Below are 5,216 nucleotides of genomic sequence, written 5' to 3' on the forward strand. Positions count from 1 at the left end.
AAATGTACCCAGTAGCCTCTTTTAAATTTTTTCTGAGAAGCTCCATGCAGTAAGGGTTTTGTTGATTTTTTAGTATTTCTGTATGGGGGAAGTCCAGTTATAACTACTTACTTAACTGTTCACTGATAACTGAAAAAAATGACAAACTATCGCAATCCTGCCCCCACTGTTGATATTATCATCGAACTGATCGACTCGCCCCACCGTCCGATCCTGCTGATTGAGAGAAAAAATCCGCCCTTTGGCTGGGCAATTCCGGGGGGATTCGTGGACTACGGTGAATCAGTGGAAACGGCGGCCATTCGGGAAGCTTACGAGGAAATCAGTTTGCAGGTGCAGTTAATCGAGCAATTTCACGTCTATTCCGATCCTAACCGCGATCCGCGTCAACACACCATTAGTATCGTTTTTATCGCCACGGCAAAAGGCCAACCGATCGCTGCCGATGATGCCAAAAAAGTCGGGATTTTTCATCTCTGGGAATTCCCCCAACCTTTATGCTTTGATCACGATCGCATTCTCAATGATTATCGTCGTTATCGGGATTATAAAATTCGTCCCACACATTAGACCCCAAACTAGCCATAAAAGCAATCCTTGCCAAAAACGTCCCCGAAAAACCTTAAAAAATTAGACACTTCTGAGGGCGACAATCGGTTCCAATTTAGAGGCACGATAGGCGGGAAAAACGCCAAAAAAGAGACCAATACCCGTGGAAACGCTCAAAGACAGGGCGACGGCGGTGGCGGAAACAGTGGCGGCCAGGGGAGAGAAACTGGAGACTAGAACGATCGCTCCTGCACCGACGAGAATACCAAGCGCACCGCCGGCGATGGAAACGAGAGTTGATTCAATCAGAAATTGTAAGAGAATATCCTGTTCTCTGGCTCCGATCGCTTTTCTTAGTCCGATTTCCCCGGTTCTTTCCGAAACCGAAACGAGCATAATATTCATTACCCCGATACCACCGACAATCAGGGAAATACCGGCGATTAAAGCCAAAAGTAGGGTGAGACCCTGGGTAATCGTGCCGAAGATTTCGATCATCTGTTTAGCAGTTTCGACGCGAAAATCATCCTCAGCGACGATTTTATGGCGTAAACGCAGGAGATTCTGGATTTGGAACTTAGCGGCGCGGATTTCCTCCCCCGATCGCGCGGTGAGACTAATCCAACTCAACTCGACACCGTAGGGTCCGGTTTTGCCCACCAGTTGCGAGTTCATGGTGCTAAGGGGAATAATCAGCATTTCATCCTGATTATTGCCAAAAAAGGAGCCTTTCGCCTCTAAAATCCCGATCACCTCAAAACTGAGATTTTTGATCCGCAGCTGTTGACCAAGGGGATTTTGGGTGGGGAAAAGTTGCGCCGCCACTTCAGTGCCGATCACTGTTACCCGTTTGTTGCGGGCTAGATCGATATTATTGATAAAACGACCTTTTTCTAGGGTAAAATTGCGGACAGAAGCGTATTCTGGGGTGCTTCCCGTGACTAGAGCCGTCATGTTGCGATTACGATGGGAAATCAGGAAACGAGCGTTTATTTCCGGGGCGACTTCAGCGACGGTGGGAACCTGTTCGGCGATCGCCTGAGCATCGGCTAAAACCAAGGTTTTCGGTAAATTAACGGTGGTATTGCGTGCTTGTCGCGACCCCGGCACCACAAAAATGGTATTGGGTCCCAAGTTAGCAAACTGGTCATTGGCTAAGGTTTGCGCCCCTTGGCCAATACCGATCATGGCCACTACTGAAGCGTTACCGATGATAATCCCTAGCATAGTCAGGCCGCTACGCACTTTATTGGCCGCTAGGGTGGAGACGGCCATTTTTAAACTTTCGATGATAAACATATCAGTTATCAGTTATCAGTGATCAGTTATCGGTTAGATAGTTGTAGGGTTTTGGGGTTTTGGGGTATTAGTTGAATTCCCCCATTTCCCCATTCCCCCATTCCCCCATTCCCCCATTTCCCGAATCCTGCCCGATCAGAAAAAAGACAATTTGGAGATATTTGTTAAGAAAAATTATTGAGATTTTTTATTAGTTTTCGAGGTATCTTCGGCCCCTTCGGGGAGATCGATAAAGACCTTTTCTCCGGCTTCCAAACCTGATAAAATTTGGGTTTTATCGTCTAAGACCAAACCGATCGAAACGGGTTGAAAACTGGGTTTATTTTCGGCATCGGCAACTAAAACCCCTGACTTGCCTTCCCGGGTGACAATGGCGACAGTCGGCACGACGAGGGCATTATCTAACTGCTGGCCGACAAAAGTTACATCCACATTCATTTTCGATTTGAGTTGGTCCCGTCCCGTCACCAAACCGATTCTCACTTCAAAAGAAGTAACATTATCCTCGATAATTGCTTCAGGAGCCACGAGAATAACTCGACCTTCAAAGACTTCTTCAGGGAAAGCATCGGCGACAATTCGCACTGGTTGGCCGCGCTGCAATAAACCCACATCTACTTCCGGCACTTTAGCAATCACTTCCAATCCCGATGCCAGGGCGATAATCGAGGTGGAAGTGGCGGAAGCGGTACTGGAGGCCGAAGTGGTGGGAGTGACAAAAGAACCCTCGGTGGCGTATTTTTGGGTGATGATGCCATCAAAGGGAGCAGTAATGACTGTATCGCGGTATTGAATCTTGATTTGCTCTAAATCGGCCCTGGCGGCCGCTACAGATGATTCTAGTCGAGCAAGCTCGGTTTCTTGGGTTTTTTGGCGTTGTTCGAGGGCAAATTTCGCTTCTGCGATCGCTGCCGCTGCTCGGATCATTTCCTGCTCAATTCCGGCCACTTCTGGGGAAGCGGTTTTATCTGCTTGTTCCAAACGGCGGATCGATTCGTCTAAATTGGCTTTAGCGTTGAGATATTCATTGAGGACGGCATCAAATTGGTCTTGAGCGATCGCTCCTTCCTGGACTAAATTTTCATTGCGTTTAACCCGATTTTCTGCTAGTCGAAAACGGGATTGGGCTGCTTGTACCTGAGCTTGCAGTTGGTCTAAATCTTTCGGAATTCTTTCTTTGGCCTGAGCTAAACGGGCTTCTAATTGCTTATAACTGGCCTGGGCCTGATAAAATCGGGCTTGTAATTGCCGGATATCTTCGGGAATACTGCGTTTAGCCTGTTCCAGATTGGCTAGAGCTTCCCGTAGATGCGCTTCTGACTGCATTCCCCGGGCATACACCTCTAAATTATCCATGACGGCGAGGGTTTGTCCCTTTTTAACAATCATGCCCTGATCCACCAATAATCGCACTAATCGCCCGGGGTTTTTCGGGCTAATGTTGACACTTTGGATCGGTTCCACCCTACCACTAGCTTTAATTTCCACAGCGAGGGTTTCCCGTCGAGCAGGAACGGTCATTTTCGCCAATTCTAGGCTAGGAGGAGGTGTTTGCAGCAAGCGATAAGAAACCACTCCCACCGCCAGAAAACCACTAGCCATGAGTCCGAATATCCAAAATAGGGGGCGATTTGATTTTCCCAACACGGTTATTGCCATCGATCAGCCAAAAGTTAATTGGTTATATACTAACGTCTCTAGAGTTGCCTTTGTTGTTTCTTTAGCCAACAACTCCCAAGCGAGATAGACTGATTAAAAAAGGCCTATCGCGGGGGTAAACTGTGCCAAAACTTCAATTAATCATTTCTTTGCTCATTTTTTTCGTCGCTGGCAGCCCGCTGGCTTTTTCCCAAGCGCTACTCCCCTACGCCATCGAACCGGAGTTAGAACAGATGGAACAAGCGGGAATTGAAATGGCCGAAGATGCCATCCAATTAGCTCGTTTTCGCCGTACCGATGCGGCCCTCGGACGGGCTAAGTTAGCGGTGCAGTTAGCCCCCCATCTCTATCAAACTTGGTTTATTCTCGGTAGTTTATATCTGCAAGACGATCAGGTGCAACTCGGTATCGAGGCATTAAATCAATCTTTGGCTCTTGCTCCCGCCGATGCCCACGCTAATATTAAATTTTCCCTCGGTAGTGCCTATTTTCAGAATCAAGATTACAAGTCTGCTATTGCCCAGATTGAAGCGGGTTTGCAAATGAAACCCGATATCTCCCCCGCTCTTTTTGATCTCGGTAATTCCTATCTCAAGTTAGACCAATATCCTGCGGCGATTGCAGCTTACGAAAAAGCTGTTAGTCAAGATAAAAATTTTTGGCCCGCTATTAATAATATTGGTTTAGTTAAATACGAACAGGGTGATAAGGAAGCAGCCCTTAAAGATTGGCGCGCCGCTTTGAAAATTGATCCTAAACAGCCGGAACCTCAGTTAGCTATTGCGGTGGCTATTTATAGTCAAGGAAAAACTGAGGAGGGCATCAAATTAGCTCAGGCCGCTCTCACTAGCGATAGTCGTTATGTCAGTCTGGAATTTTTAGGGGAAAATCTCTGGGGTCAACGTCTTCTGCAAGACACGGAGAAAATGTTTAATAATCCCAAAATGAAAGATTTTATCGCTCGTTTACCACAACCAACCCCCGAAGTGGAGGAAGAAAATTAAGCTGATAGCAGCAAGCATTAAGATAACCCCTTAGTTAATTTGCTAGGAATTCTTGAGGCTTGCTCTAGCTAATTAGGGCTGGCTGAATATCGGTAGCAGCTTTGCTAAAAAATGGTTTTGGGACTTTATTAGCAAAACAACAAACTTTTTGCCGCAAACCCCACATACAGTACAATTATTATAGTTAAGGGTTTGAAAGGCCTAGGATGATGGCAAAGCAATCAAGGGACATTGCGGTGACAGAACATGATAATAAGTATCCTGAATGTCTGCACCTAGAGATTTCGGAAGAACTGGTTACGTCTGAGTCGAAGGGACTTTTTTCGCTTTTGAAAAAGTCTGATCCAGAGGCGTTTGCCCTATCGGTGCGGATTATTTTTAATGAGCAGTGGCTTGATTTTCGCTTTGGACGGGTTAAGTTTGGTTTGCGGGGGGGAGAGTTGCGCTTAAAACTGGAGAATGGCCAAATGCCTTCTGAGTTGAGAAATGAAGCGTTGAAAAAGATTTTAGCAAGGGAGTTGGAGATTGAACGTCAGTTAGGAGGAGAACAGGAAAGCAAGTCTCAACTAGTGGGACTTAAACGCTCAACAAGAGTATAATAGAGTATAATCGTTAAAGAGTAAGCACTTTACGTTGAAAAATCGGCGATGAAAGAGACAACCCCAGCCGCGATGCCCCCATGCTTTGACCGATGGTGTCGGCGGT

Annotated in this window: 6 protein-coding genes; 4 read left to right on the plus strand and 2 right to left on the minus strand. The window is 46.6% G+C overall.

Translation table 11 applies throughout. The features are described 5' to 3' along the window. Window positions 1-138 precede the first annotated feature (138 nt). Complete coding sequence (locus IM477_RS11615) at window positions 139-570, plus strand: NUDIX domain-containing protein (protein WP_287731816.1); 432 nt, start codon at window positions 139-141, stop codon at window positions 568-570. A gap of 60 nt (window positions 571-630) precedes the next feature. On the opposite strand, the gene IM477_RS11620 is transcribed toward IM477_RS11615, so the two are convergent. Then, window positions 631-1,848: an ABC transporter permease gene (locus tag IM477_RS11620; RefSeq protein ID WP_287731817.1), complete on the minus strand. Its 1,218-nt coding sequence runs from the start codon at window positions 1,846-1,848 to the stop codon at window positions 631-633. Between the two features lie 174 nt (window positions 1,849-2,022). Next, window positions 2,023-3,507 carry an efflux RND transporter periplasmic adaptor subunit gene (locus tag IM477_RS11625; protein WP_287731818.1) on the minus strand — a complete coding sequence of 495 codons (1,485 nt, stop codon included), beginning with the start codon at window positions 3,505-3,507 and terminating at the stop codon, window positions 2,023-2,025. Between IM477_RS11625 and IM477_RS11630 the strand changes: the two genes are divergently transcribed. The 3 genes from IM477_RS11630 (at window position 3,449) to IM477_RS11640 (ending at window position 5,110) form a co-directional block, all read left to right on the plus strand. Next, on the plus strand, window positions 3,449-3,595 hold the full coding sequence (locus IM477_RS11630) for a hypothetical protein (RefSeq protein WP_002740204.1): 147 nt from the start codon (window positions 3,449-3,451) through the stop codon (window positions 3,593-3,595). The genes IM477_RS11625 and IM477_RS11630 overlap by 59 nt on opposite strands. Window positions 3,596-3,629: 34 nt before the next feature. Further along, a complete protein-coding gene (locus IM477_RS11635; RefSeq protein WP_287731819.1) occupies window positions 3,630-4,511 on the plus strand; it encodes a tetratricopeptide repeat protein in 882 nt (293 codons plus the stop codon). A 206-nt stretch (window positions 4,512-4,717) separates the two neighbouring features. Next, on the plus strand, window positions 4,718-5,110 hold the full coding sequence (locus tag IM477_RS11640; RefSeq protein ID WP_287731820.1) for a hypothetical protein: 393 nt from the start codon (window positions 4,718-4,720) through the stop codon (window positions 5,108-5,110). The last annotated feature ends 106 nt before the right edge of the window (window positions 5,111-5,216 follow it).

Source organism: Microcystis sp. M090S1, assembly GCF_020246295.1.
Taxonomy (GTDB): domain Bacteria; phylum Cyanobacteriota; class Cyanobacteriia; order Cyanobacteriales; family Microcystaceae; genus Microcystis; species Microcystis aeruginosa.

Excerpts from the sequence above, each read along its gene's own strand:
- IM477_RS11620 (WP_287731817.1), bottom strand. The coding sequence starts at position 1,848 with ATGTTTATCATCGAAAGTTTAAAAATGGCCGTCTCCACCCTAGCGGCC.
- IM477_RS11630 (WP_002740204.1), top strand. The coding sequence starts at position 3,449 with ATGAGTCCGAATATCCAAAATAGGGGGCGATTTGATTTTCCCAACACG.
- IM477_RS11625 (WP_287731818.1), bottom strand. The coding sequence starts at position 3,507 with ATGGCAATAACCGTGTTGGGAAAATCAAATCGCCCCCTATTTTGGATA.
- IM477_RS11615 (WP_287731816.1), top strand. The coding sequence starts at position 139 with ATGACAAACTATCGCAATCCTGCCCCCACTGTTGATATTATCATCGAA.
- IM477_RS11640 (WP_287731820.1), top strand. The coding sequence starts at position 4,718 with ATGATGGCAAAGCAATCAAGGGACATTGCGGTGACAGAACATGATAAT.